3 protein-coding genes are annotated in these 3,148 nt (G+C 73.2%); 1 reads left to right on the top strand and 2 read right to left on the bottom strand.

Annotated elements, in window-relative coordinates; translation table 11 throughout:
• Window positions 1–44: 44 nt before the first annotated feature.
• The gene (locus tag BFF77_RS23215; protein ID WP_066953016.1) at window positions 45–770 is read right to left on the bottom strand and encodes a pyridoxamine 5'-phosphate oxidase family protein; all 726 of its coding nucleotides are present in this window, start codon (window positions 768–770) and stop codon (window positions 45–47) included.
• Between the two features lie 35 nt (window positions 771–805).
• Between BFF77_RS23215 and BFF77_RS23210 the strand changes: the two genes are divergently transcribed.
• A complete protein-coding gene (locus BFF77_RS23210) occupies window positions 806–2,137 on the top strand; it encodes an aminotransferase class I/II-fold pyridoxal phosphate-dependent enzyme (protein ID WP_066953014.1) in 1,332 nt (443 codons plus the stop codon).
• Here BFF77_RS23210 and BFF77_RS23205 read toward each other — a convergent pair.
• Window positions 2,128–3,129, bottom strand: a complete 1,002-nt coding sequence (locus BFF77_RS23205; protein WP_079125408.1) for a DMT family transporter — start codon at window positions 3,127–3,129, stop codon at window positions 2,128–2,130. The two genes, BFF77_RS23210 and BFF77_RS23205, sit on opposite strands and share 10 nt — an antisense overlap.
• Window positions 3,130–3,148 lie beyond the last annotated feature (19 nt).

Raw genomic sequence — 3,148 nt, 5'->3', positions numbered from 1 at the left:
CCCCGCCGCGTGGCCGGCGCGCCTCACATGTGCGGGAGAACGTTTCAGAGCACGGAGAGGTAGTCGGGCAGGACGACGGTGGGGTCGAGATCGTCGGCAGGTACCGGAGCGTCGTAGCCGCGCGCCAGAGGCACCACACCGGCCCAGTGCGGCAGCCCGACATCCTCGGGCTCGTCGATGGGACCGCCGGCGCGGACCTTGGCGGAGACCTCGTCGAGATCGAGGCGGATCACGGCGGTCGCGGCCAGTTCACGGTCGTTGGCCGGGCGTGAGTCGTACGAGCGGCCGGGCACCACATGCTCGACGATCGCGTCGAGGGCGACGCGCCGCTCCTCGGCGTCGGTCACCTGGCGGGCAATGCCATGGACCACCACGGAGCGGTAGTTGATCGAGTGGTGGAAGGCGGAGCGTGCCAGGACCAGACCGTCGACATGGGTCACCGTCAGACAGACCGCCAGCCCGGGGGCCTCCGTGCCGTCGGAGCCCGCTCCGGCCTGTTCGCCCGCTCCTCGCGGCCCGCCCGCCATGCGCAGCGGACGTGATCCGGTCGAGCCGTGGACGTACAGCCGCTCGCCCACCCGGCCGTAGAGCGTCGGAAGGACCACGGGTGCTCCCTCTCGGACAAAACCGAGATGGCAGATGTACGCCTCGTCCAGGATGGCGTGCACCAGGTCACGGTCGTACACCGCCCGCTCCTTGGAGCGGGTGGGAACGGTCCGTGCGGTGGGGCGGTAGACGGGGCTGGCGCTCGGCGGCGCGGTCTCCGGCATTGCGTCCTCCATTGCACTAGTGCATAGTATTTTTTGTGCTAGGAGAGTATCGGATTACCGGTCGGGGCGCGGCGGAGATCTCCGCCAGCGTGGAGCGCGCGGTCGGTGCGGGTGAGCTGGCTCCTGGCCAGATGCTGCCTCCGATGCGGGAGCTGGCCGTGCGGCTCGAGGTCAACCCGAACACCGTCGCGGCGGCCTACCGCACCCTGCGCGAGCGCGGCGTGATCGAGACGGCCGGGCGCCGGGGCAGCCGGGTGCGACCGCGCCCCGCCGGTACGACCCGGGGCTCGATCCGCGTCGACGCGCCTCCCGGTGTACGGGACGTGTCGGAGGGCAATCCGGATCCGGCCCTGCTGCCCGCGCTGGACGGCGCTCTCGCCGCCGCCGCGCGCCACCACGCGCGCGAGCCGGGGATGTACGGACAGCCGCCCATTGACGCGGAGCTGGCGCGGCTGGCCCGCGCGGATCTCGACGCCGACGGAGTGCCCGCCGGGCCCGTCGCCGTCACCTCCGGTTCGCTGGACGCGATCGAACGGGTGCTGGTCGCCCGGCTGCGGCCGGGTGACGCGGTCGCCGTCGAGGATCCGGGCTGGGGCGGTCTGCTGGATCTCGTCCCCGCGCTCGGACTGCGGCCCGTACCGGTGGGACTTGACGACGACGGGCCGCTCCCCGCCGATCTGGAGCGGGCGCTGCGGGCCGGTGTGCGCGCGGTCGTCGTCACCGACCGCGCGCAGAACCCCACGGGCGCCGTGGTGGGCGCGGCCCGCGCGGAGGAACTGCGCGCCCTGCTCGCGACGCGTCCCGAGGTGCTGCTCATCGAGGACGACCACGGCCATCGCATCGTGGACGTACCGCTGCACCCGCTCGCCGGTGCCACGGACCGCTGGGTGCTCGTACGGTCCACCGCGAAGGCGTACGGACCCGATCTGCGGCTCGCGGTGCTGACCGGTGACGCGGAGAGCGTGGACCGGGTGCTGGGCCGTCAGCGGCTCGGTCCCGGCTGGGTGAGCCGGCTGCTCCAGCGGACCGTCGTCCAGCTCTGGACCTCGGGGGCCGTGGACGCGCGGGTGGTGGCGCGGTCGTACGGGCGGCGCCGTGACGCGCTGATCGCGGCCCTGGCGGAGCGGGGCGTCGAGGCCCACGGCCGCAGCGGGATGAATGTCTGGGTGCCGGTGGCCGACGAGACGGGTGCGGTGGCGCGGCTGCTGCACGCGGGCTGGGCGGTCGCGCCCGGGGCGCGCTTCCGGATGGCCACGCCACCGGGCGTACGGCTGACCGTGTCGTCCCTGACGGACGAGGACATCGGTCCGGTCGCGGGCGCGGTGGCGTCGGCGGCGGGACCCGCGCCCGCGCGCAGCTACGGCTGACCGCCCGCGGACCTCGGCCGGCCGGCCGCGAACCTCCACCGGCGGGCCGCGGACTTCGGCGGGCCGTCCGCCGGCCTTCTGGCCCGGCTCTGGGTGAGCGCGGCCCCGGCGAGGATGATCAGGGCGCCGATGGGTGTGTTCCAGGTCAGCTCCTCACCGAGGAGCGTGACACCGGCCGCGGTGGCGATGACCGGGATGAAGTACGTGACCATCGTGCCGGTCGTCGGGCCGACCTCGGCGACCACTCCGTACTGGAGCAGGATCGCCAGTCCGGTGCCCAGCGCGCCGAGTACGAACACGCAGAACAGCGGGAGCAGCGGGAACGAGGTCGGCAGGGTGGTGAACAGCGGTGTGATCAGGGCCAGTTGCACTGTGGCGACCAGGAGCTGCGCGCCGGTCAGGGAGAGATGGGAACTGCTGCTGCCCGCCAGGGTGCGGCGTACGTAGATCCAGCCGACCGGATAGCTCAGCGAGGCGAGCAGGGCCATCGCCGTACCCGTGAAGTCGAGGCCGGAGAAGCCCTGCCAGGCGCCGAGCACGGTCAGCACACCGAGGAAACCGATGCCGAGCCCCGCGACGCGGCGGCGGGTGGGCCGGTCCTCGGAGAGGGCGACCAGGGAGAGCGCCATGCCCCACAGCGGCGAGGTGGCGTTGCAGATGCCCGCGAGTGTCGAGGGAATCGTCAGCTCGGCGTAGGCGAACAGCGAGAACGGCAGGGCGTTGAGGAGAAAGGCCGCGACGGTGAGATGGGCCCAGGTGCGCCGGCCCCGGGGCAGCCGTTCGCGCTTGACGGCCATCGCGACGGCCAGCACCGCCGTACCGAAGAGCAGCCGGCCGAAGGTGACCTGGAACGGCGCGAAGCCATGGGTGCCGACCTTGATCAGCAGAAAGCTGAAGCCCCAGATGACCGCGAGTGCCGCGAACCGGACCCGCCAGTCGAGGGCGAGGCGGCCACGGGAAGGCGTTCGGCCCGGCGCCACCCCCACCACCACCGCGCCGGGCCGAACGCCT

This window comes from Streptomyces lushanensis, from assembly GCF_001700515.1.
In the GTDB taxonomy this organism is placed as follows: domain Bacteria; phylum Actinomycetota; class Actinomycetes; order Streptomycetales; family Streptomycetaceae; genus Streptomyces; species Streptomyces lushanensis.
Note: the sequence above shows the minus strand (reverse complement) of the source record. Positions and strands in the feature narration are given on the sequence as shown.